This is a genomic window from Sandarakinorhabdus limnophila DSM 17366 (genome assembly GCF_945882885.1).
GTDB lineage: Bacteria > Pseudomonadota > Alphaproteobacteria > Sphingomonadales > Sphingomonadaceae > Sandarakinorhabdus > Sandarakinorhabdus limnophila_A.
The window spans coordinates 1-22505 of the sequence record NZ_CAMCWT010000001.1; the positions used below are offsets into that span (position 1 = coordinate 1).

The window sequence follows — 22505 nt, forward strand, 5'->3', positions numbered from 1 at the left end:
GCCCGCATCGCTGCGGGCGCACTCCGGCGACTGACTTACTTCTTGTTCTCGTCCACGTCGGTGAACTCAGCGTCCACCACGTCGTCGCTGGACGGCTTGGCTTCGCTGCCGGCGGCGTCGGCCCCAGAGTTGGCCTTCTCCTGCTCCGCCTGATACACGGCCTCGCCCAACTTCATGGCGACTTGGCCCAGTGCCTGCACCTTGGCATTGATGGCATCGGCATCGCCCGAACCCAGCACCGCCTTCACATCAGCGACGGCGGCTTCGATGCTGGCCTTCACATCCGGGCCAACCTTGTCGCCATGCTCGACCAGCTGGCGTTCCGTAGAGTGCACCAGGCTGTCGGCCTGGTTGCGGGCTTCAGCGGCGGCGCGGCGCTTCTTGTCTTCCTCGGCAAAGGCCTCGGCATCACGCACCATCTTGTCGATATCGTCCTTGGAAAGGCCGCCCGACGGCTGAATACGGATCTGCTGTTCCTTGCCGGTGCCCTTGTCCTTGGCGTTGACCGAAACAAGGCCGTTGGCGTCGATGTCGAAGGTCACTTCGATCTGCGGCACACCGCGCGGGGCCGGCGGGATGCCAACCAGATCGAACTGGCCCAGGATCTTGTTGTCCGCCGCCATTTCGCGCTCACCCTGGAACACCCGGATGGTCACGGCCGACTGGTTGTCGTCAGCGGTGGAATAGACCTGGCTCTTCTTGGTCGGGATCGTGGTGTTGCGATCGATCATGCGGGTGAACACGCCGCCCAGCGTTTCGATGCCCAGCGACAGCGGAGTCACATCGAGCAGCAGCACATCCTTCACGTCGCCCTGCAGCACGCCGGCCTGGATGGCGGCGCCCATGGCCACCACTTCATCCGGGTTGACGCTGGTGTTCGGCTCCTTGCCGAACAAGTCCTTCACGAACTGGCGCACGCGCGGCATGCGAGTCATGCCGCCCACCAGGATGACTTCATCCAGATCACCGGCCTTCACGCCGGCTTCCTTGATGGCATCCAGGCACGGCTTGCGGGTGCGCTCGATCAGGTCGAGCACCAGCTTTTCCAGATCGGTGCGGGTGATGTTCTTGACGAGGTGCTTCGGCCCGTTCTGATCGGCGGTGATGAAGGGCAGGTTCACTTCGGTCGCGGCCGAGGACGACAGCTCGATCTTGGCCTTTTCCGCGGCTTCCTTCAGGCGCTGCAGGGCCAGCTTGTCCTTGGTCAGATCAATGCCTTCGGCCTTCTTGAAATCGGCCGACAGGAATTCCACCAGCTTGGCGTCAAAGTCTTCGCCGCCCAGGAAGGTGTCACCGGAGGTCGACTTCACTTCGAACACGCCATCGCCCAGTTCGAGGACGGAGATATCGAAGGTACCGCCGCCAAGATCGTAAACAGCGATGGTCTTGGCGTCGCTCTTCTTGTCGAGGCCATAGGCCAGCGCAGCGGCGGTCGGCTCGTTGATGATGCGCAGCACTTCAAGGCCGGCGATCTTGCCGGCGTCCTTGGTGGCCTGGCGCTGGGCGTCGTTGAAATAGGCCGGCACGGTGATCACGGCCTGGGTCACGGTTTCGCCCAGATAGGCTTCAGCCGTTTCCTTCATCTTCTGCAGGATGAAGGCGGAAATCTGCGACGGGCTGTAATCCTGGCCGCCGGCATTCACCCAGGCATCGCCATTGGTGCCACGCGCGATGGTGTAGGGCACCAGGCCAGAATCCTTGGTGGTCAGCGGATCGTCAAAGCGGCGGCCGATCAGACGCTTCACGGCGAAGACGGTGTTGGACGGGTTGGTGACGGCCTGGCGCTTGGCCGGCTGGCCAACAAGGCGCTCACCATCCTTGGTGAACGCGACCTGCGACGGCGTGGTGCGCGCGCCTTCGGCATTTTCGATCACCTTCGGCGCAGAGCCTTCCATCACGGCCACGCAGCTGTTTGTGGTGCCCAAATCGATCCCGATAACTTTCGCCATGGTCTGTCACTTCCTGTTCTGTGGGCCCGAACCCCAAGCGCCCCATGAAGGCAGCGCGGCACGGTCCGTCCCCGGTTGATGCTGTTGGCCGGTGCCCCGGCCGATGAATGTCGTAACGGCGATATAGGAAGCGATTCCGGGGCTGCAAGACGGCGGCGATGCGATTAACTGCACAGGTGATGTCGAAGCCCCACCCTGCGACCATCCGCGCGCTGACCAGCGCCGAGATTGAACTGGCCGCCAGCGTGTTCGGGCCGACGCTGGATGTGGCTGCGGTCACTGTGCGGCGCGCCAAGTTCTGGGCGCTGCACCCGTGGTGGGTGACGATGGCGCCCGATGGCCATGTCTGGTGCCATCCCAATGGTTTCAACTGGGCAGCCGATTATGCAGCCTAGCCGGTTTCGGCCCAGGCGCATCTCATCCACGAACTGGTGCATGTCTGGCAGGTTCAGACCGGCGGGCACCTGGCGCTGCGCCGGCCGCCCTTTGCGCGCTATGGCTATGCGATCACGCCGGGCAAGCCGTTCCACCGCTACGGCATCGAACAACAGGCCTGCATCGTTGAACATGCCTTCCGGGCGCGGGCCAGGAACGACGCCGAAACGCTGGCGCGGCTCGCGCCGATCCTGCCCTTTCCCGGCTGGGGATAGAGCCGGTCAGGCGTAGCCGCGCTCGCGCTGGATGGTCAGGTCGCACGGCCGGCACAGCACCCGCACATTGCCATCAACATCGCCCTTCTCGGCGGCCAGACGGTCAAGCACGGTGTCGTGCTCTGGCAGCGGCTTGGCGCATTTGGCGCACTGGCCGTTCTGCGCCTTGGCCGTGCGCGCCTTCAATGATTGGCGGGCGTTGGGCTTGCCGCGCTCGTCATAGGTCAATTCCTTGTAGATCTTGCGGTTAAGGGCAAAGCGCAGCCGCTCATCCTCTCCCGCCGCTTCGTCAATGCGCGCCCTGAACTCGGCCAACAGGGTGCGGGCGACGGCCAGTTCGGCCTCGTCCAGGGTGCGATTGATCGTCATGGTTTCGATACCTCGATGAGCAGCTTGCCGAAATTGCCGCCAGTGTAGAGCTCTTTCACCGCGCTTACGGCGTTTTCGAGGCCAGGGCGAATGTCCTGACGCGTTTTTAACTGGCCGCCCAGCATCCAGCCGGCCAGCGCCATGCCGCTTTCGCCAAAGCGCGGCGCGAAATCGGTGACAATGAAGCCGCGGATCAGCAAACGCCGCATCAGGATCATGGTCCAGAAACCCGGCGGCTCATTCGGCGTCACATCGTTGTAACTGGAGATCATCCCGCACAGCGCGATGCGGCCAAACAGCTTCATGCGCTTCATCACTTCGACCATGATCGGCCCGCCAACCTGTTCGAAATTGATGTCGATGCCGCTTGGGCAGAGCCGATCGAGCGCGGCGCCGACATCTTCGTTCTTGTAATCGATGCAGGCATCAAAGCCGAGTTCGTTCACCACATAATCGCACTTGGCCTTGCCACCGGCGATGCCGATGACGCGGCAGCCCTTGATCTTGCCGATCTGGCCAACAATCTGGCCGACGCCGCCAGCCGCAGCGGAAACGACCAGCGTCTCGCCCGGCTTGGGCTGGCCAATATCGAGCAGGCCGAAATAGGCCGTGGGGCCAACCAGCGCCAACGTGCCGTAACTGGCCGCCAGCGGCACGCCCGGCAATTGCGGCAGTGGCGACATGAAGCTGCCATCGGAAATGATGTGATCGGCCCATTCGCCCAGGCCCGCCATGATCTGGCCGGGCTCGACCCCGGCCTTGCGGCTGGAGACCACCCGCCCGCACACGCCGGCGCGCATCGGGGCGCCCAGCTCCACAGGCGGCATGTACTGCTCTTGATCGCTCATCCAGATTCGGTTGGTGGGATCGAGCGACATGTAGATGACGGCAAGCAGGAACTGGCCATCGGCCAACTCCGGAAGAGCTTCGTTCACCAGTTCCAGATCGCTGTCGGCGATATCGCCCACCGGCCGGCGCGCCAGTTTCCACACCTTGCGTATCATCATGCCTCTCCCCGTTTGATGTCGTCCAGAAAATCCCGCAGTGCGGCGGCCGCCACCGGCTCCATCAGCGTGGGCGCATGGCCGACGCCCGGCACCGTCACCGCCGTCAAACCGGGCAGGCGGCGCTGCATCTGGACTTGTGTCGCCGCCGAAAACACGTCCGACAATTCGGCGCGCAAGGACAATACCGGCAGGCCATTGAGACTGTCGAACGCGGCCCAATCATCGGCGCCGGCATCGCCGTGCGGCAACCGGAACGGTTCGGCGATGCGTGGATCATAATCGAAGATGATGCGGCCCTGCGGCCCCACCCGGCACAGGCGCTTGGCAAAGGCCAGCCACTGATGCAGCCCCCAATCGGGGTGGATGGCCGCGTTGCGCACCCCCAGTTCGCGGGCGGCATGCACCCAGGTCATCCAGTTGCCGCCGCGCCCCACATTGGCCTGCAAGCGCTTGAGGCCCGCCGGCTCGATGGCCGGGCCGATATCGTTCAGCACCACGCCGGCCATGCGGGCGCGGTGTGCGGTCGTCATCCGCAAGGCGAGCAGCCCGCCCATCGAGGCGCCGATCACCACGAAGCGATCCACCCCGGCCGCATCCAGCACCAGCGACAGATCGCGCAGATAGGTGAGCGAGACATAGGTGAGCGAATCGCGCGCCCAGCCCGATTCGCCGCGGCCGCGCAGATCGGGCGCGATCAGGCGCCAATCGGCTCCCAGCGATTCGGCGAGCGGGGCAAAATCGGCACCGTTGCGGGTGAGACCGGCCAAGCACAGCAGCGCCGGGCGATCGGGCGGAACGCGAGGATCATGATGTTCATGCCAGCATAGCCGCACGCTATCGCCGGTGAACGCATAGCCTTTCTGCCAGCCGGGCGCCGGTTCGGGCCGCGAAGCCGGGGCAGAGAGGGGGACGACGGCCATATTTTGACTCTGACTCAACTCTCTTGTTATAGGAAGCCATTACCGTGGGGGTAAGAAAGAACAACAAAAGTGGCAACGCGCGCACTCGATTCTCGTGGTTCCAATGCCAGCACGGCCCGCACCAGCGGCCGCGCTGCCCCGCGTGCCGCTTCGGGCGTGGCCGACATGCGGGCCCGCCGGTATGACCCGACCGAAACCAAGGCGCGGGTGCTGGCCGCAGCCCACATGCTGTTTTCGCGCCAGGGCTTTGCCGCCACCGGCACCGCCGATATCGCCCGCGAAGCGGATGTTTCGGAAGGCTCGATCTTCTATCATTTCGGCTCCAAGAAGGCGTTGCTCCAGGAATTGGGCCGACGCCATGGCGAAGCGATGATCGCCGCGATGGAAGAGGGCTACACACTCGAAGATCTGGAACCTGGCATCACCGTCCCGCGCGTGTTGCGTTTCGTGCGCGACAACATGATCTGGGAAGGCGCGGAAGCCGAATGCGCCGATTGTGGGCCAAAGGCAGCGATGGCCTCCAACCCCGATGCCGAACCCTTCTATCATGCCGCCAAGGCGGTCACGACCGACTGGATCAAGCGCCACATGCAGGCCGCCTTGGGCAAGCGCGGCGTGACCGGTGTGGACATCGAGATCGCCGCCAGCTTCACTCACCATGTCGTTGGCGATGCCATCGATCGCTGGCTGTGCGCTGCTTCCCCGGAAGAGGCGGACCGCGTCGAGCGCGAGACCGTTCGCTACATCCGCGCCGCCAGCGGATATCCACTGGATTGAGGTGCCGGCTGCGGCCATAGATTTGCGCCATGGCCGAATTCACCCCTAAAACCACCATCCTCGAACTGGGCGCAGAGTTTTTCGATCCGGTCGAAGCCGCGCCGTTTCCCCAGACCATCCTGCGTTTCCGCAACGACCGGGCCGCCGCTCAGGTGGGGCTCGATGGCTTGAGTGATGACCAGTGGCTGCAGCATTTCGGCCGCTTCGCCCCCCTGCCCGGCAGCCTGACCGGGCCGCTGGCGCTGCGCTATCACGGCCACCAGTTCCGCACCTACAACCCCGATCTTGGCGACGGCCGCGGGTTCCTGTTCGCACAATGCCGGGATGATCGCGGCCGCCTGATGGACTTTGGCACCAAGGGCAGCGGTACCACGCCGTGGAGCCGGATGGGCGATGGCCGCCTGACCCTGAAAGGTGCCATGCGCGAAATCCTTGCTACCGAAATGCTGGAGGCGCTGGGCGTCGCCACCAGCCGCACGTTCAGCGTGATCGAAACGGGTGAGAAGCTGATCCGCAGCGATGAACCCTCGCCCACCCGCGCCGCCGTACTGGTGCGCCTCAATCACAGCCACGTGCGCTATGGCAGCTTCCAGCGTCAGGCCTTCCACCAGAACCGCGACGGGCTGACGAAACTGGTCGATTACGGCCTCACCCACCTCGCCCCGGACGCAACCGGCCCCACGCCGGTCGCGGCGCTGGTTGATCATGCAGTCAAGGGCGCGGCGCGGATGGCGGCGCAGTTTATGGCCGCCGGCTTTGTCCATGGCGTTCTCAACACTGACAATATCAACATCACGGGCGAAAGCTTCGATTACGGCCCCTGGCGCTTTGCCCCGGCCTGGGATGCCGGCTTCACCGCCGCCTATTTCGATCATTCCGGCCTTTATGCCTTTGGTCGCCAGGCCGAAGCCCTGCAATGGAACCTGTACCAACTGGGCAGCGCGTTGCGGCTGATCGCCGAGACCGACGAGCTGAAAGGCCCGCTCGAAACCTATCCGCTGCGCTATCGCGCGGCGCTGTCGGACGCGGTGCTGGGCCGGCTCGGCGTCAAGCGGCTGGGGCCGAGCGAGGACGAAGTGCTGGTGGAAGCCATCCAGAAGGCACTGGTCAAAACGCAGATGGACCCGGATCGCTTCTTCTTCGATTGGCGCGGCGGCGTGCGGCGCGGGGCTTCGGTCGCCGATCCGCATTACAGCCACGACGCCTTCACGGATTTCCTGGCGCTGATCCCCGATTTCGCCGTGGGCGCGCCGTCACACACTTACTGGTCAGACGAAGCGCCGTGCACCATGCTGATCGACGAGGTGGAAGCCCTTTGGGCACCCATCGCCGAGCGTGACGACTGGGCACCGCTCCACACCAAGATCGCCGCGATCAGGCGCATGGGCGAGGCGCACGCGCAGGGTTAGCGCGCCAGCATTGGGCCCAGCGCCTTGCCGCCGAAGATGTGCACATGCAGATGCGGCACTTCCTGGTGGGCATTCACCCCGGCGTTGGCGAGCAGGCGATAGCCCGGCTCTTCCAGCCCCAACAGCTTGGCCACTTCCCCCACCGCGCGCACGAACCCGGCCATTTCCGCCTCGCTAGCGGTGGCCGAAAAATCCGCCCAGCTGCGATACGGCCCCTTGGGGATCACCAGCACATGGATGGGCGCCTGCGGGTTGATGTCGTGAAAGGCCAGCGCGTGGGGCGTTTCGTGGACGCGCTTGCACGGGATCTCGCCGCGCAGGATGCGGGCGAAGATGTTATTGTCATCATAACTGCCCAAGGCATCGACCGGCATGTTAAAGGCTCCCACGCGATTTTCGCCTGTTCGTATCACCACTGCCGCAACCGGCAAGACCTGCCTGCAAGGATCAACACCATGTCTGCCGATTCCAGCGACGAAGATTATGTCTATGACGAGGTCAGCGGCGAATGGCTGCCCGCCGCCGAACTGCGGGCACGGGCGCCGGCGGCCGATCCCGACGTGGTGGAAGTTCGCGATTCCGTCGGCAATCTGCTCGCCGATGGCGACCAGGTGACCTTGATCAAGGACCTCGACGTTAAGGGCGCCGGCCAGACACTGCGCCGCGGCACGCTGATCAAGTCGATCCGCCTCACCGGCGATCCCCAGGAAATCGACTGCAAGTTCGACGGCATCAAGGGCCTCGTGCTGCGCGCCGAGTTCGTCAAGAAGCGCTGATCAGAGATTTCTTGCGTCCGCGCAGCTGCGGGCTTATTTACCCCGTGTTCGCACCCGTCCTGGCGTGCGGCAGGCTTCACTTGCATCTCGCCGCGTATCTGAGCCACGCGCTCGTCGCCGCGAAGCCGAAAGACCAACATGCACCTCCAAGAACTCAAGAAAACGCCGCCCGCCGAACTCGTTGCCATGGCTGAGGAAATGGGCGTCGAGAACGCTTCCACCCTGCGCAAGCAGGACATCATCTTCGGCATCCTGAAGGCCGCTGCCGAAGCCGGCACCGAAGTGATGGGCGCCGGCACCATCGAAGTGATGCCCGATGGCTTCGGCTTCATGCGCTCGGCCGATGCCAGCTATCTCGCCGGCCCCGACGACATCTACGTGAACCCGCAGATCGTGCGCCGTTATGGCCTGCGCACCGGCGACACGGTGGAAGGCGAAATCAGCTCGCCCAAGAACGGCGAACGTTATTTCGGCCTCAACAAGGTGACCGCGATCAATTTCGACGATCCCGAAGCCGTGCGCCACCGGGTCAATTTCGACAACCTCACCCCGCTGTACCCGGATGAGAAGCTCAATCTCGAGCTCGGCGACCCCACATCCAAGGACAAGACCGGCCGGGTGATCGACATTGTCGCGCCGCTGGGCAAGGGCCAGCGCTGCCTGATCGTCGCCCCGCCGCGCGTCGGCAAGACGATCATGATGCAGAATATTGCCAAGGCGATCAGCGCCAACCATCCGGAATGTTTCCTGATGGTACTGCTGATCGACGAACGCCCCGAAGAAGTCACCGACATGCAGCGCACGGTGAAGGGCGAGGTCATCTCCTCCACCTTCGACGAACCGGCAACGCGCCACGTGCAGGTGGCCGAAATGGCGATCGAAAAGGCCAAGCGCCTGGTGGAACACAAGCGCGACGTGGTCATCCTGCTCGACAACATCACCCGCCTGGGCCGCGCCTACAACACGGTCGTCCCCAGCTCCGGCAAGGTGCTGACCGGCGGTGTGGACGCCAACGCCCTGCAGCGCCCCAAGCGCTTTTTCGGCGCCGCGCGCAACATCGAGGAAGGCGGCAGCCTCACCATCATCTCCACCGCGCTGATCGATACCGGCAGCCGCATGGATGAAGTGATCTTCGAAGAGTTCAAGGGCACCGGCAACGCCGAAATCGTGCTGGACCGCAAGATTGCCGACAAGCGCGTGTTCCCGGCCATCGACATCGGCAAGAGCGGCACCCGCAAGGAAGAGCTGCTGGTGGACAAGGAAACGCTGTCCAAGATGTGGGTGCTGCGCCGCATCCTGATGCAGATGGGCTCGACCGATGCGATCGAGTTCCTGATGGACAAGATGAAGGATTCGGTGACCAACGCGGATTTCTTCAATGCGATGAACAAATAGCCTGTCACAGTATCGTCCTTTCCGCCTGCTAGCGCTGCCCGCCTGACAGGAGGGCGTGATGATGACGGTGAAGGCGTGGTTGGCAGCGGCGATGCTCGTGGCCGGGAGCGAAATGGGGGCAGCGGCGCAGCTGTCACCGGCCGATCTGCTGATCATCAATGCCCGCATCAAGACGATGGACGCCGCCGCGCCAACGGCCGAGGCGGTGGCGGTGCGGGCTGGTCGGATCATCGCGGTGGGCAGCACGGCCAGCATGGCCGCCCTGCAGGGCCCGGCCACCCGGACGGTGGATGCCAATGGCCACACGCTGCTGCCCGGCTTCATCGATTCGCACATGCACCCGCGGCCAGCCATCGATGAAATGTCGCCCTACGGCACGCTCAACATGGCGGCGGAAGGCGGAGCCCGCAGCCGCGCCGATTTCACTGCCAAGCTGAAGGCCAAGGCCAGCCGCCTGCCGGCCGGCAGCCTGATCATCGGCCACGGCTATGGCGACGATCTCATCGACGGCCATCCGACTCGGGCCGAGCTCGACGCCGTGGTGCCCGATCACCCAGTCATCATCGTGCATTCCAGCGGCCACCGCATGGTCGCCAACAGCGCTGCCTTTGCCGAGGCCGGCATCAGCGCCACAACGCGCGATCCGGTGGGTGGCCAGCTTGAACGCGATGCGCAAGGTGGTTTCACTGGCCGGGTGCTGGAAACGGCGCAAAGCCTGTTTGCCGGGGTGCGGGGCACCGGGCCATCACCGCGTGCCATCCCCGCCGCCGTGGAAGAAGCCGGCTTCATGCAGGAGTTCCGCAATTTCCTGTCCTACGGCATCACCGGGGTGGGCGATGCCGGCATTTCGCCCGGCAAGGCGGCACTGTATCGCCGGCTGCTGGCGCAGGGCCTTCCGGTCAGCATCTTTGCCATGCTGTCGGTTGATCATCTCGACTGGCTGCTGGCCAATCGTGAAAAGCCGGAATGGCAGGTGCCCGGCCTGACCATGCGGACGGTGAAGATCTATGCCGGCAATTCGCTCAGCGGCCACACAGCGCTGCTGTATGGCCCCTATGCCGACGATCCGCGCTATTTTGGGCTAGAACCGAAAATCCAGCCGGCCGTTCTGCAGGGGCTGGTGCGCAAGGCGCAGGCCGGCGGGCTGCAGGTCGCGACCCATGCCAATGGTGACAAGGAGATCGACCGTGTACTCGAGGCTTATGCACTGGCCGCGCGGGATGTGCCGCGCCCCGATGCGCGGCTGCGGATCGAACATGCCAGCATCACCAATCCGGCCATCATCGCGCGAGCCAAGGCGCTCAATGTCTGTTTTGCGCCCCACTCCTATATTCTCAACCATGGCGCCAAGCTCGATGCCTATGGCACCCAGCGCTTCGACTGGATCGAGCCCAACCGCCACGCGCTGGATGCCGGCGTCTGCATCGGCGGCAATTCCGATCATCCGGTCAGCCCGCCGGTGGTGCTGGAGCGCATCCAGAGCCTGGTGACTCGCAAGGCCAGCGGCAACGGCCGCGTCTATGGCGCCAGCCAGCGCCTTACCGCTGACGAGGCGTTGCGCGCCTTCACCATGGGCAGCGCCTATCTGCAGTTCGAGGAGGCCGAACGCGGCTCCATCACCATAGGAAAACGCGCCGATTTCGTTTTGCTGGCAGCCGATCCGGCCGCCGTTTCGCCTGAAGACATCAGCCAAATCAGCGTGCTTGCAACCTATTTGGCCGGCAAGGCCATGTATGAACTGGTTGACGGGAAGCCGCGTTTTGCCTGGTAGGCGGGGCGCGATCAGCCAGTAATCGCTTTCCGCACCTCAGGCGACCCCCAATCCAGCGTCCCTGACACCCGCCAGATCTCCTTGCCCTCTTCATCATAGAGGATCGTCACCGGCAGCCCCTTGGCCTTGATCGCCTCGGCATAGCTGCCCGGCTGATCCAGGCCAGATTCGATGTTCTTGAATTTGTCCGTACCCCAGAATTTGTCGACCGCCTGCCAGCCTTCCATGTCTTCGGAAATCGGCAGCACCATCACTGGCACTTCCCCGGCCAGCTTGTCCAAAGCCGGCATCTCCGCAATGCACGGCGCGCACCAGGTCGCCCACAGATTGACCAGCATCTTCATGCCCTGATGGTCGGCCAGCTTCTGCTTGGTGCCGCCCTTCATTTCCCAGGTCACCGCCGCCGGGCCGGGTTCACCGGCGTGGCTGCGATCGATGGTGTTGATCGGCGCTTCGCCAGCCTTCGCGGCGGGGGCCGCTGGCTTTTCGGGCGCCGTGGGGGCGGCCTGGTTGCAGCCGGCCAGCGCCAGCGTGGTAAGCAGCAGCAGGGTCTTGCGCATGTCAAAGTCCTTCATTCGTTGTCGCCCCGATAAACAGCGCAGTGGCGACTGCCAACCCACTGTGGCACCAAGCCCCGCAAAGGGGACAAGACGATGAAGGTTTCTCGGCGCGACGCGATCAAACTGGCAGCATTGGGCGGCGCGGTCGCGGCTGGTTGCGGGGGCGGCAGCAATCCACTATCGGCCACCACCATGAGCAGCGACCCGACAACGCCAGCTGGCACCGCAAACAGCCTGTGGGGCGGCCGCTTCGGCGCCGGTCCGTCGGCGATCATGCAGGAAATCAACGCCTCCATTGGCGTCGACAAACGGCTGTGGCGCCAGGACATCCAGGGCAGCCGCGCCCACGTCGCCATGCTGGGCAAGCAGGGCATCGTTTCGGCCGAGGATGTCGCCGCCATCGACAAGGGCCTTCAGCAGATTGCCGCCGAATATGAGGCCGGCAAGCTGGTCGAGAATCTGGCGCTAGAGGATATCCACCTCCATGTCGAAACCCGGCTGAAGGAAATCATCGGCCCGGCCGCCGGCCGCCTGCACACTGCGCGCAGCCGCAACGATCAGGTGGCGGTGGATTTCCGCCTGTGGGTGAAGGCTGCCTGTGCCGAAGCAGATCTGGCGTTGAAGGGCCTGATCACCGCGCTGCTGGCCCGCGCCGAGGAACATGCCGATACGATCATGCCGGGCTTCACCCATCTGCAGGTGGCGCAGCCCGTCACGCTGGGCCATCACCTGATGGCCTATGTCGAGATGCTGGGCCGCGATCGCAGTCGCTTTGCCGACGCGATGCGCCGCATGGACGAATGCCCACTGGGCGCCGCTGCGCTGGCAGGCACCAGTTTCCCCATTGACCGCCAGATGACCGCCAAGGCGCTGGGCTTTGCCGGCGGGCCGACGCGCAACAGCCTCGACAGCGTGTCGGATCGCGATTTCGCGCTGGAGTATCTGGCTGCCACCCACATGACCGGGCTCCATTTGTCGCGTCTGGCCGAGGAAATGATCATCTGGGCCAGCCAGCCCTTCGGCTTCATCACCCTGCCCGATGCCTGGTCCACCGGCAGCAGCATCATGCCGCAAAAGCGCAACCCGGATGCCGCCGAACTGGTGCGCGCCAAGGCCGGGCAGTTCCTGGCGGCGTTCACCCGGCTTTCGGTGGTGATGAAGGGGCTCCCGCTGGCCTATTCCAAGGACATGCAGGACGACAAGGTGACGGTGTTTGCCGCCCATGACGATCTGGGCCTGTGCCTGGCCAGCATGATGGGCATGGTGCAGACCATCACCTTCAACAAGGCGAAGATGCGCGCCGCGGCCAACAGCGGTTTCTCCACCGCCACCGATCTGGCCGATTGGCTGGTGCGCGCCGGCGGTGTGCCGTTCCGCGAAGCCCATGAAATCACCGGCAAATGCGTGAAGGCCGCCGAGGCCAAGGGCACTGATCTGAATGGCCTGACCGACGCGGAATTGAGCGCCATCGACAAGCGCATCACCAAGGCAGTGCGCGACGTGCTCTCCGTCGAAGCCAGCGTTGCCAGCCGCACCAGCTTTGGCGGCACCGCCCCGGCCAATGTGCACGCCGCCATCACGGCAGCGGGCAAGGCGCTGTGAGAAACGCGGCGGCCTTGGTGGCGCTGTTGCTGCTCGCTGCATGCGGCAAGCAGGGCGCGCTGGAGCCAAGAGCCGGCCGCCCCGCACCGGTGCGCAGTGAAACGCAGACCCGCGCCGCCACCCCGCAGGAAATGCTGAAGCTCGATCCGCAGGCCGTGCCGACGCGGGTGGACGACAACCAGGGCCCGCTTCCCGAACGCGGCAACGATCCGTTCAACCTGCCGCCCCCCAGGAACTGACGAATGGACCACTTCCAGTTCAAGGACGGCGTCATGCACGCCGAAGGCGTCAGCCTTGAAACGCTGGCCGCCACGGTCGGCACGCCCTTCTATTGCTATAGCAGCGCCACCATGGAGCGGCACTTCACCGTGTTCCGCGATGCCGTTGCTGGCCTTGGGAATGGCAATCCGCTGGTCGCGTTTGCGGTGAAGGCCAATCCCAACCTCGCCGTTCTGGCGACACTGGCGCGGCTGGGTGCGGGCGCCGATGTCGTTTCGGGCGGTGAGCTCGCCCGCGCACTGGCCGCCGGAGTGCCGGCCAATCGCATCGTGTTTTCCGGTGTGGGCAAGACCCGCGCCGAACTGGCCGCCGGTATCGAGGCCGGCATCCTGCAGTTCAATGTCGAATCCGAAGCCGAGATCGACATGCTGGCGCAAGTCGCTGCCGCCAAAAGCGCGACCGTCGAGATCGCCATCCGCATCAATCCGGCGGTCGATCCCAAGACACACGGAAAGATCAGCACCGGCGGCGCCGACGCCAAGTTCGGCATCCCATGGGAACGCCTGCCCGCCGCCTTCGCGCAGGCCGCCGCCCATCCCAATCTGCGCCCAGTTGGCCTGGCCGCTCACATTGGCAGCCAGTTGACCGATCTGGGGCCGGTGGAAGACGCTATCCGCAAATTGGGCGACCTGGCCCGCGAACTGGAAGCGCAGGGCCACAAGATCAAGCGCGTCGATGTCGGCGGCGGCCTGGGCGTGCCCTATCGCCGTGACCAGCCGGCACCGCCCAGTCCCACCGATTATGCCGCCATGGTCGCCCGCGCCACCGCCGGTTGGCCGTGGCAGTTGATGTTCGAACCCGGCCGCATGATCGTGGGCAATGCCGGCGTGCTGGTAAGCGAAGTGATCCTCACCAAGGACGGTGCGTCCAAGCATTTCGTCGTGGTGGATGCCGCGATGAACGATCTGCTGCGACCGTCGCTTTACGGCGCCTGGCACGATATCCTGGCCGTGCAGCCCAAGGATGCGCGCACCGTCGCCACGGTTGTGGGCCCGATCTGCGAGACCGGCGACACTTTCGCCGAAGACCGCGAGATCGAGGATGTGCAGGCCGGCGATCTGGTCGCCTTCATGACCGCCGGTGCCTATGGCGCCACCATGGCCAGCACCTACAATTCCCGGCCGCTGGTGCCCGAAGTGATGGTGAAGGGCGATGAATGGGCCATCGTTTCCCAGCGCAACCAGCCCGCCGCGATGCTGGCGCTGGATGCGAAAGCACCGTGGCTGTAGGCCCACCCTCCGCCAGCCGCATCCTCACCGCCAGCCTCGTCGGCACGGCGGTGGAATTCTATGATTTCTACATCTACGCCACTGCCGCCGCGCTGGTGTTCGGGCCGCTGTTTTTCCCGTCCGACAATGCAGACCTGCAATTGCTCTTGAGCTTCGCCAGCTTTGCCGTCGCCTTCGTCGCCCGGCCGATCGGGGCGCTGGTGTTCGGCCATTATGGCGACCGGCTGGGCCGCAAATCCACGCTCGTCGCTTCGCTGCTGCTGATGGGCGGCTCCACCTTCGCCATCACCTTCCTGCCCACCTATGCCGCCATCGGCGTCGCCGCGCCGGCAATCCTGTGCCTGCTCCGCTTCGGCCAGGGCTTTGGCCTGGGCGGCGAATGGGGCGGCGCGGCGCTGCTGGCGGTGGAGAACGCCCCGCCCGGCTGGCGCGGCCGTTATGGCATGTTCCCGCAATTGGGTGCGCCGGTCGGTTTCATCGCCGCCAATGGCCTGTTCCTCGCACTCGGTCTGTGGCTGGACGATGGCGAATTCCTGAACTGGGGCTGGCGGCTGCCGTTTGCCGGCTCGATCCTGCTGGTGGGCATCGGCCTGTGGGTGCGGCTGACCATCCTCGAAACCCCGGCCTTCGCCGCCATGCTCGCCCATGAAAAGCCGCCGGCCGTGCCGCTGGCCGAACTGGTGCGCGATCATGGTCGCGCCACCATTTGCGGCATCGCGACGGCCGTCACCTGCTTTGCCATCTTCTACATCGCGACCGCTTTCGCGCTCGGCTATGGCACCACCGCTTTGGGCTACAGCCGCGAAGCCTTCCTGCAACTGCAACTGGGCGCCATATTGTTTCTCGCCGCCGGCACTCTCATTGCCGGCTGGCTTTCTGACCGCACCAGCCCGCAGCGCGTGCTGATGCTGGGCAGCCTGTCCAGCGTTGTGCTCGGCGCCACCATGGGCCCGCTCATGCAGGCCGGCACCGGCGGCGTGTTCGCCTTCCTGTCGCTGGGCCTGTTCGTGATGGGCTTTGTCTATGGCCCGCTGGGTGCCTTCCTGCCCGGTCTGTTTCCGGCGCGCGCGCGCTACACTGGCGCGTCGGTCGCCTTCAATCTGGGCGGCATCATCGGCGGCGGCCTCACACCCGTTATCGGCGCAGCACTCTCGGCGCGCTATGGCATCGGCGCGGTCGGCTGGTATCTGGCCGGCGCGGCGCTGGTCTCTGTGATAGGCTTGGCGCTCTTGCCGAAGGAAGATGCGGGTTCTAGCGTTGGCGCATGATCCTGCGCTTCACCCTCCTCGCCGCCCTCGTCTCAACTTCGGCCCTGGCCGCCCCTGACAGCACCCGCTGGGACAAGCACAGGGCCGCCGTTACCATCACCCGCGATGATTTCGGCATTCCGCACATCAAGGGCAAGACCGACGCCGACGCCGTGTTCGGCATGATCTATGCCCAGGCCGAAGACGACTTCAACCGGGTGGAAACCAACTTCATCAACGCGCAAGGCCGTCTCGCCGAAACCGAAGGCCAAAGTGCGATCTGGCGCGACCTGCGCATGAAGCTGTTCATCGATCCGGCCGAGCTGAAGGCGCAATATGCCGCCAGCCCCGCCTGGCTGAAATCGCTGTCCACCGCCTGGGCCGACGCGCTGAACTATTACCTCGCCACGCACCCCGCAGTGAAACCCCGCGTTATCACCCATTTCGAACCCTGGATGGCGCTCAGCTTTTCCGAAGGCAGCATCGGCGGCGATATCGAGAGCATCAACCTCGCCAACCTGGAAGCGCTGCACACCGGCCAGCCGGCCAAATTGACTGCGCTCGATCTGGGCAGCGAACTGGCCGAGCCGCTCGGCTCCAACGGCATGGCGCTGGCGCCGGCGCGCAGCACATCGGGCGATGCGCTGCTGCTGATCAACCCGCACACCAGCTTCTATTTCCGCAGTGAAGCCAAGGTCGAAAGTGGCCAGGGCCTCGATGCCTATGGCGCCAGCACCTGGGGGCAGTTCTTCGTCTATCAGGGCTTCAACCGCCATGTCGGCTGGATGCACACCTCGTCGGGCGTCGACAATATCGATGAATTTGCGCTCACCGTGGAGCGGAAGGGCGGCAAGTGGTATTATCTGCACGGGACGACCTGGAAGCCGTTGGCCGAAAAGCGCATCAGCGTGCCCTACAAGGCCGCCGATGGCACGTTGCAGACGCGCAATTTCACCACCTATCGCTCGCACCACGGCCCGATCATCCGGGCGGAGAATGGCAAGTGGATCGCGGTTTCGCTGATGCACCGGCCCGTGGCGGCGCTAGAACAAAGCTTCCTGCGCACCAAGACCCATGATCTGGCCAGCTATCTGCAGGTCGCCTCCCGCCGCGCCAACTCGTCCAACGCCACGCTGTTTGCCAGTTCCAAGGGCGAGATCGCCTATCTCCACCCGCAATTCGTGCCGGTGCGCGACGCAAAGTTCAACTGGAAGAAGCCGGTCGACGGCAGCGATCCTGCCACTGATTGGCAGGGCGAACACAGCCTCGATCAACTGCCCAGCGTCGCCAATCCGGGCACCGGCTTTGTGTTCAACGTCAACAACTGGCCGTGGACCGCCGCCGGCAAGGACAGCCCGAAACAGGCCGCCTTCCCGCGCTATATGGACTATGCTGGCGAAAACCCGCGCGGCCCCAACGCGCTGCGCCTGCTGAGCGGTGACAAGAAGTTCGATCTGCCCGCCTTGCTCACCACCGCATATGATCCCTTCCTGCAGGGCTTTGCCGATACGATCCCGCCGCTGGTGAAGGCCTGGGATGCCCTGCCGGCCGGCGCGCAGAAAGACCGGCTCGCAGCGCCCATCGCCGCGCTGAAGTCCTGGGATTATCGCACCGGCGAAGCCTCGGTGCCGACCAGCCTTGCCGTGTTCTGGGGCGACGAGATGATCAAGCGCTTTGGCCCCATCGCCAAGCTGGATGAGGAAGCCATCGTGCCGTATCTGGCCAGCGCCAGCGTTCCGGATGCCGATCGCCTGGCCGCGCTCGATACCGCCATTGCCCGTCTTGCCGGCGATTTCGGCGGCTGGGACACACCGTGGGGCCACATCAACCGCTTCCAGCGGCTGAACGGCGCCATCGCCGGCAGCTACGACGACAAATTGCCCTCAACCCCGATCGGCTTTGCCAGCGGCAACTGGGGCAGCCTCGCCAGCTTTGGCGCTGGGCCCGGCGTGGGCACGAAACGCTGGTATGGCAGCTATGGCAACAGCTTTGTCGCCGTCGTCCGCTTCGGCAAGGACGGCCCGGAAGCCCGCGCTGTTCACGCCGGCGGCCTGAACAGCAACCCCGCCAGCCCTCACTTCCGCGACCAGGCGGAGCGATATCGGACGCATGATTTCCGCAGCGTCTATTTGACCGATGCGCAATTGCAGGGGCATGTGGAGAAGACATATCGACCCGGGGAGTGACCGGTCGCTGCAGGGGGGAGACGAACATGACACTGGCAACCAAGGATGTGGTCAGCAGCTTTGTTGACGCGTGGGACTATATGACCGGGCAATATCCCGGCCATCTTCATGCCCGCACCCCAGGCCTCGCCGTTTCATTGTCGCAAACCAACTGCTCGTTCTTCAACATGCTGGTTGTCGATCGCCCGATCGATAGCGCCGCCGAACTGCACGGCGTGTTCGCCGAAGCCCGCCGCCAGGACGCGCAATGTCCGCACGATTCGATGGTGGTGGTCTGCCCGGAATGGCTGCCTGATGGTGCCGAAGCCGTGTTGGCTGATCACAGAATGGTGCACTTCATGAACATGTGGGGGATGTGCGCCGATCAACTGCTGCCACCCCGGCGCAGCCCGCCGGCGCTGGATTTCCGGTTGGCCGCCGACTAGGCGACGGGTCTGGATGTGGGTGTCGTCAATGCCGCCGCATACGGGATGCCACCCGAATTCCTGGCCCTCACCGGCGCGATTCCCAACTGGTCGGGGCAGGCCTACGGCATCGTAGGTTATGATGGCAACACGGCTGTCACCAGCACGCTGAGCTTCGTGACTGGCGAGATGATCTACATCGCGATGGTGGCAACGCTGCCCGGTCTGCATGGCCGCGGCTATGCCGAAGCCGCCATGCGCCGCGCCATCGCCGAAGCCCAGGCGGCGGGCGGCAGTCGCCGCATCTGGCTCCACGCCACCGCCGCCGGCCGCCCTGTTTACAATGCGATGGGCTTTGCCGACGGCGCGGAACTTGCGATCTACACGTTCGGCAACTGAACTTACGGCGCTGTTGGCGCCTTCATTACGGGCTTCGCCGCCCCGTTCGCCGACGTTTCTACCAGCATATAGAAAAACCGGTTGAAATCCCGCGCCGCGTCGAGGTCCATCGGCGTCGAAATATCATCCTGCGGGCGGTGGTAACGGCGCTGGTACCAGTCACGGTAGATGCGCTCTTCCTCGGTGCGCGGGTTATAGGCGAAGACGAAGTTCACCGCCGGGATGCCGACCTCCATGAACGGCCATGAGTCGACCCGGCGGATCAAGTTGCGTTCCGGCTCGCGATCGGGGCGGATCTCGATTTTCAGGCTCTCCGCCACCGATTTCGCCGTATCCGCCAGCGTGTTCTGGCCCAGCCCGTGCAGGGTGAGCGCCTTCAGCGGGAACAGCGGTCGCAGTTGATCGAGATTGATCACGCCCACCAGTTGCTCCTTGGGCAGCGTTGGGTGCTGCAGCCACCAGCGCGCGCCGAGCAGGCCCTTTTCCTCCGCCGTCCACGCGGCGAACAGCACCGGTCGGGCAAAGCCCTTGCCGCGCCGCCGTTCCGCCAGCCGCGCGAGCAGTGCGACATAGCCGGCATCATCGAGCGTGCCATTATACAGCCCATCGCCGTTCACCGGTTCGCCAAAGCCATAGCCATCGATATGGGCGCCGAGCAGCATCACCTCGCCGGCCTTGCTCTTGTCGGTGCCGGGCAGCAGGCCGATCACCTGCTGGCTGGTGAAGCGGCGCTGCACAGTGGTCAGCTTTGCCGCGAAGCGGCCAGGAAGATCAAAAGCCTCCAAATCGCGGTGATAGGTCGCTTCGGTCAGCAGGGTGGCGGCCAGTCGCCCGGTGCCGGCCATCAGCCGTTCCAGCGCTGCCCCGTTCAACCGGAATTGCGGCAGGCCGCCGGGAACATCGCCTGGTAGCGCCGTGCCTTCATGCGCCACCGCGCGGGCATAGGCATCGGGCCAGCGCGGCGCCTCCACGGTAAAACCCACGTCATCGATGGCGAGCAGCGCCACGGCGCCCGCCGCCGTCACCGCCGCCAGCCGTTCGGCCGCATTCGCCCGGCCGGCGCGGCGGCTGCCGTAACAGACGGCGATCTTGCCCTTCAGTTCCGGGCCAGCCTCGGCCGTGCTGCAGTAACCGGCGAAGCGCATCGGACCAGACAGCGTGGCAGGCAGATCAGTGGCGGGGCGGGGCGTGATGTCGTGCAGGAATTTGAGCGGCGCGGCGCTGCCATCGGGCGCCACTACGCGCATGCAGGCGGCCGTCACCGTCACTTCGTGCAGCGGCACCGTCTGGCGATAGGTGCCGTTCTCCCCCGCCGGTTGCAGTTTCGCCGCTTTGAACCAGCGTTCCACCAGATCGATCGCGCGCGCATGGCCGGGGCTGCCGGCATCGCGGCCTTCCATCGCATCACTGCTCAGTTCGGCAGTGTGGGCCAGCCACGCCTTGGTATCAGCGTCAGGTTTGGCGAGCGCCGGGGCGGAAAGGACGGCGGCGGCGAGGAGGATGTAGCGCATTGGGGCAGAAGAGACCCGAACGCGTAGTCGGTCAATCCTCGCCGAACTTGTCGAGCACCAGCCCGGCCAGCTTGGACACAGCGGCTTCGGCTTCCGGGCCGGTGGCGCTGATGGTGATGCTGTCGCCCAAGGCGGCCGCAAGCATCATCAGGCCCATGATCGAGGTCCCGGTGACCGACGAACCGTCGTGGCTCACCATCACTTCGGCATCGAAGCTGGAGGCCATGGTGACGAACTTGGCACTGGCGCGTGCGTGCAGCCCGCGCCGGTTGGTGATCGGGACCTCGACAGGACCAGCCGTCTCGCTCAAGCGGCCTCGCCCAGCATACGGCTGGCCACCGCGATATATTTGCGCCCGGCATCCTGCGCGGCCTGCACGGCGGCTTCCACCGTGCCGGTCTTGCGCACGCTGGCCAGCTTGATCAGCATCGGCAGGTTCACGCCGGCGATCACTTCCACCTGCGGCCCGAGCAGCGAGATGGCGAGATTGGACGGCGTGCCGCCAAACATGTCGGTGAGAATGATGACGCCCTGGCCGGCGTTGCAGCGGGCGACGGCGGCGGCGATATCGGCGCGGCGCAGTTCCATGTCGTCATCAGCGGCGATGCAGATCGGTTCGACGCGGTCCTGCGCGCCGACGACGTGCTCCATCGCCGCGACAAACTCAGCCGCGAGACGCCCATGCGTTACCAACACAAGTCCAATCATTGCCGGCCGCCGTCACGCCTTTTTGCCGATTCTGTCAATGGGTCGCCTGCGACCACGGCCGCATCGCCTGCCTGTTTAGCGACATCGCGATGCACCAGGGCCACATTCTGGCCAGCCGCTTGCAGCCGCGCGGCCAGTGCGCGGGCCACGGCCACGCTGCGATGGCGGCCGCCGGTGCAGCCGATGGCGATGGTGAGATAGGCCTTGCCCTCGCGGGTATAGCCGGGAAGCAAGCTGGTCACCAGATCATCGATCTTGTCGAGCGTAGGAGCATACAGCGGATCGGCCGCAACATGCGCCGCCACTTGGCTGTCCTCGCCGGTCAGCGGGCGCAGCGTGATGTCCCAGTGCGGATTGCTGAGGAACCGCATGTCGAACACCAGATCGGCATCGCGCGGCAGGCCGGCAGAGAAACCGAAGCTGAGCACGGTGACGGTGAGGCCAGGCGAGAAGCCGCCGCCAAAACGTTCGGCGATACGGGCGCGCAGACCGGTGACCGACAATTCGGTGGTGTCGATCACCAGATCGGCCCAGCGTTGCAGGGGGCTGAGCAATTCGCGTTCGGCGCGGATGCCATCGATAGCCGGACGATCCAGTGCCAGCGGATGGCGCCGGCGGGTTTCGGAAAAGCGCCGGATCAGCACATCATCGCTGCATTCCAACGTGATGAGCCGGGCATCGCGGCCCGAATCACGCAGGGCAGCGACGCGCTGGCCCAAGGCGGCGGCATCGAAGGCGCGGGTGCGGCTGTCGATGCCGAGTGCCAGCGGGCGGCTGGTGGCGCCAGCGATCAGCGCGTCGAATAACGATAGCGGCAGATTGTCCACCACTTCATGACCGGCATCTTCGAGCGCACGCAGCACGGTCGATTTGCCGGCACCGGACAGGCCAGAGATGATCAGAATCGGCGGATTCATCGCGCCATCTGTGCCGGGAAGGCCGTGCATTGCCAAGCCATGCACTTCCAGAGCCCGGGCCGCACGTTGCGGCGCAGATTCCCCGAACGGATCAAACGCAAGCCGCGGCACTGTCTGCCCGGCCAGCACCAGATGCTCGGAATCGGGCAGGCGATCAGCTGTGGCCGCCAGATCAAGCGCCAGCGCAACCGGGGCCGGCGCGGTCGGTTCGGGCACGATGCCCACTCCGCGCACTTCCAGCAGGCCGGCCAGGCGCGGCGGCGCGCTGGCAATGATGCGATCACCCTCAGGCGTGACAACCACCCGGTCATCCGCCACCAGCCGCCAACCGGCCGCCACCAGCCGCAGCGCCAGATCGGATTTGCCGCTGCCCGACGGGCCCAGCAGCAGCACAGCCCGGCCATCAAGGGCAACGGCAGTGGCGTGAAGCGTCTCCACGG

At 65.1% G+C, this 22505-nt stretch carries 24 protein-coding genes; 14 read left to right on the forward strand and 10 right to left on the reverse strand.

The window, feature by feature from the left end; genetic code table 11:
• Positions 1–35 precede the first annotated feature (35 nt).
• On the reverse strand, positions 36–1949 hold the full coding sequence (gene dnaK / locus Q7O19_RS00005) for a molecular chaperone DnaK (protein WP_303807857.1): 1914 nt from the start codon (positions 1947–1949) through the stop codon (positions 36–38).
• Positions 1950–2128: 179 nt separating this feature from the next.
• On the opposite strand from dnaK, the gene Q7O19_RS00010 reads away from it, so the two are divergent.
• Both Q7O19_RS00010 and Q7O19_RS00015 read left to right on the forward strand, forming a co-directional pair.
• Positions 2129–2344: a hypothetical protein gene (locus Q7O19_RS00010; RefSeq protein ID WP_303807859.1), complete on the forward strand. Its 216-nt coding sequence runs from the start codon at positions 2129–2131 to the stop codon at positions 2342–2344.
• A gap of 36 nt (positions 2345–2380) precedes the next feature.
• Positions 2381–2599: a hypothetical protein gene (locus Q7O19_RS00015; protein WP_303807861.1), complete on the forward strand. Its 219-nt coding sequence runs from the start codon at positions 2381–2383 to the stop codon at positions 2597–2599.
• A gap of 6 nt (positions 2600–2605) precedes the next feature.
• Here the strand turns inward: Q7O19_RS00015 and Q7O19_RS00020 are convergent, their stop codons facing one another.
• Genes Q7O19_RS00020 through Q7O19_RS00030 form a run of 3 tightly spaced genes read right to left on the reverse strand, consistent with a single transcriptional unit; the run spans position 2606 to position 4895 of the window.
• Positions 2606–2968, reverse strand: a complete 363-nt coding sequence (locus Q7O19_RS00020) for a hypothetical protein (protein ID WP_303807862.1) — start codon at positions 2966–2968, stop codon at positions 2606–2608.
• The gene (locus tag Q7O19_RS00025; RefSeq protein ID WP_303807864.1) at positions 2965–3975 is read right to left on the reverse strand and encodes an NADP-dependent oxidoreductase; all 1011 of its coding nucleotides are present in this window, start codon (positions 3973–3975) and stop codon (positions 2965–2967) included. The genes Q7O19_RS00020 and Q7O19_RS00025 overlap by 4 nt, the downstream gene beginning before the upstream one ends.
• Positions 3972–4895, reverse strand: a complete 924-nt coding sequence (locus tag Q7O19_RS00030) for an alpha/beta fold hydrolase (RefSeq protein ID WP_303807865.1) — start codon at positions 4893–4895, stop codon at positions 3972–3974. The genes Q7O19_RS00025 and Q7O19_RS00030 overlap by 4 nt, the downstream gene beginning before the upstream one ends.
• Positions 4896–4964: 69 nt before the next feature.
• Between Q7O19_RS00030 and Q7O19_RS00035 the strand changes: the two genes are divergently transcribed.
• Positions 4965–5672, forward strand: coding sequence for a TetR/AcrR family transcriptional regulator (locus Q7O19_RS00035; RefSeq protein WP_303807866.1), 708 nt, complete (start codon positions 4965–4967; stop codon positions 5670–5672).
• A 29-nt stretch (positions 5673–5701) separates the two neighbouring features.
• Positions 5702–7081, forward strand: a complete 1380-nt coding sequence (locus tag Q7O19_RS00040; protein ID WP_303807868.1) for a protein adenylyltransferase SelO family protein — start codon at positions 5702–5704, stop codon at positions 7079–7081.
• On the opposite strand, the gene Q7O19_RS00045 is transcribed toward Q7O19_RS00040, so the two are convergent.
• The gene (locus Q7O19_RS00045) at positions 7078–7455 is read right to left on the reverse strand and encodes a histidine triad nucleotide-binding protein (RefSeq protein ID WP_303807870.1); all 378 of its coding nucleotides are present in this window, start codon (positions 7453–7455) and stop codon (positions 7078–7080) included. The genes Q7O19_RS00040 and Q7O19_RS00045 overlap by 4 nt on opposite strands.
• An 81-nt stretch (positions 7456–7536) precedes the next feature.
• Here Q7O19_RS00045 and Q7O19_RS00050 point away from each other — a divergent pair, with 81 nt between their 5' ends.
• The 3 genes from Q7O19_RS00050 (at position 7537) to Q7O19_RS00060 (ending at position 11023) form a co-directional block, all read left to right on the forward strand.
• Positions 7537–7857 carry an alkylphosphonate utilization protein gene (locus Q7O19_RS00050; protein WP_022680736.1) on the forward strand — a complete coding sequence of 107 codons (321 nt, stop codon included), beginning with the start codon at positions 7537–7539 and terminating at the stop codon, positions 7855–7857.
• A 138-nt stretch (positions 7858–7995) separates the two neighbouring features.
• Positions 7996–9252 (forward strand): transcription termination factor Rho, encoded by a 1257-nt coding sequence (rho, locus tag Q7O19_RS00055; RefSeq protein ID WP_273434825.1) that lies wholly within the window; start codon positions 7996–7998, stop codon positions 9250–9252.
• Positions 9253–9310: 58 nt separating this feature from the next.
• Positions 9311–11023, forward strand: a complete 1713-nt coding sequence (locus tag Q7O19_RS00060) for an amidohydrolase (RefSeq protein WP_303807872.1) — start codon at positions 9311–9313, stop codon at positions 11021–11023.
• A gap of 11 nt (positions 11024–11034) precedes the next feature.
• Here the strand turns inward: Q7O19_RS00060 and Q7O19_RS00065 are convergent, their stop codons facing one another.
• On the reverse strand, positions 11035–11598 hold the full coding sequence (locus Q7O19_RS00065; protein WP_303807874.1) for a TlpA disulfide reductase family protein: 564 nt from the start codon (positions 11596–11598) through the stop codon (positions 11035–11037).
• A 219-nt stretch (positions 11599–11817) separates the two neighbouring features.
• On the opposite strand from Q7O19_RS00065, the gene argH reads away from it, so the two are divergent.
• From argH to Q7O19_RS00100, 7 genes are read left to right on the forward strand one after another with little or no spacing between them, the layout of a single operon-like run.
• On the forward strand, positions 11818–13185 hold the full coding sequence (argH, locus tag Q7O19_RS00070) for an argininosuccinate lyase (RefSeq protein WP_303807969.1): 1368 nt from the start codon (positions 11818–11820) through the stop codon (positions 13183–13185).
• Between the two features lie 26 nt (positions 13186–13211).
• Positions 13212–13424 carry a hypothetical protein gene (locus Q7O19_RS00075; RefSeq protein WP_303807875.1) on the forward strand — a complete coding sequence of 71 codons (213 nt, stop codon included), beginning with the start codon at positions 13212–13214 and terminating at the stop codon, positions 13422–13424.
• A gap of 3 nt (positions 13425–13427) precedes the next feature.
• Positions 13428–14693 carry a diaminopimelate decarboxylase gene (gene lysA / locus Q7O19_RS00080; protein ID WP_303807876.1) on the forward strand — a complete coding sequence of 422 codons (1266 nt, stop codon included), beginning with the start codon at positions 13428–13430 and terminating at the stop codon, positions 14691–14693.
• The gene (locus Q7O19_RS00085; protein ID WP_303807877.1) at positions 14684–15961 is read left to right on the forward strand and encodes an MFS transporter; all 1278 of its coding nucleotides are present in this window, start codon (positions 14684–14686) and stop codon (positions 15959–15961) included. Before lysA ends, Q7O19_RS00085 begins: the two co-directional genes overlap by 10 nt.
• A complete protein-coding gene (locus tag Q7O19_RS00090) occupies positions 15958–18126 on the forward strand; it encodes a penicillin acylase family protein (protein WP_303807878.1) in 2169 nt (722 codons plus the stop codon). The genes Q7O19_RS00085 and Q7O19_RS00090 overlap by 4 nt, the downstream gene beginning before the upstream one ends.
• A 26-nt stretch (positions 18127–18152) precedes the next feature.
• On the forward strand, positions 18153–18551 hold the full coding sequence (locus tag Q7O19_RS00095; RefSeq protein ID WP_303807879.1) for a hypothetical protein: 399 nt from the start codon (positions 18153–18155) through the stop codon (positions 18549–18551).
• 45 nt (positions 18552–18596) lie between these two features.
• Positions 18597–18929 (forward strand): GNAT family N-acetyltransferase, encoded by a 333-nt coding sequence (locus Q7O19_RS00100; protein WP_303807880.1) that lies wholly within the window; start codon positions 18597–18599, stop codon positions 18927–18929.
• 2 nt (positions 18930–18931) lie between these two features.
• Here Q7O19_RS00100 and Q7O19_RS00105 read toward each other — a convergent pair whose 3' ends face one another.
• Genes Q7O19_RS00105 through rapZ form a run of 4 tightly spaced genes read right to left on the reverse strand, consistent with a single transcriptional unit; the run spans position 18932 to position 22503 of the window.
• Positions 18932–20440: a M28 family peptidase gene (locus Q7O19_RS00105; RefSeq protein WP_303807881.1), complete on the reverse strand. Its 1509-nt coding sequence runs from the start codon at positions 20438–20440 to the stop codon at positions 18932–18934.
• 31 nt (positions 20441–20471) lie between these two features.
• Positions 20472–20750, reverse strand: a complete 279-nt coding sequence (locus tag Q7O19_RS00110) for an HPr family phosphocarrier protein (protein ID WP_303782425.1) — start codon at positions 20748–20750, stop codon at positions 20472–20474.
• Positions 20747–21148 carry a PTS sugar transporter subunit IIA gene (locus Q7O19_RS00115; RefSeq protein WP_022680747.1) on the reverse strand — a complete coding sequence of 134 codons (402 nt, stop codon included), beginning with the start codon at positions 21146–21148 and terminating at the stop codon, positions 20747–20749. Before Q7O19_RS00115 ends, Q7O19_RS00110 begins: the two co-directional genes overlap by 4 nt.
• Positions 21145–22503, reverse strand: a complete 1359-nt coding sequence (gene rapZ, locus Q7O19_RS00120; protein WP_303807882.1) for an RNase adapter RapZ — start codon at positions 22501–22503, stop codon at positions 21145–21147. Before rapZ ends, Q7O19_RS00115 begins: the two co-directional genes overlap by 4 nt.
• Positions 22504–22505 lie beyond the last annotated feature (2 nt).